At 48.5% G+C, this 202-nt stretch carries 2 tRNA genes; both read left to right on the forward strand.

Features of this window, described 5'->3' with window-relative positions:
• Positions 1–5: 5 nt before the first annotated feature.
• A tRNA-Thr gene (locus IQR33_RS03440) sits at positions 6–81 on the forward strand.
• A 7-nt stretch (positions 82–88) separates the two neighbouring features.
• A tRNA-Phe gene (locus tag IQR33_RS03445) sits at positions 89–164 on the forward strand.
• The last annotated feature ends 38 nt before the right edge of the window (positions 165–202 follow it).

A 202-nucleotide genomic window follows, 5' to 3' on the forward strand; every position in this document is an offset into this window, starting at 1 on the left:
AGTGTGCCGACTTAGCTCAGTAGGTAGAGCAACTGACTTGTAATCAGTAGGTCACCAGTTCGATTCCGGTAGTCGGCACCATTCTTTTGCCTCGATAGCTCAGTCGGTAGAGCAGAGGATTGAAAATCCTCGTGTCGGTGGTTCGATTCCGCCTCGAGGCACCATATTTGGTGCACTTGCTTCATAAGCAAGACACAAAAAA

The organism is Vibrio sp. OPT46, assembly GCF_015163535.1.
GTDB lineage: Bacteria > Pseudomonadota > Gammaproteobacteria > Enterobacterales > Vibrionaceae > Vibrio > Vibrio alginolyticus.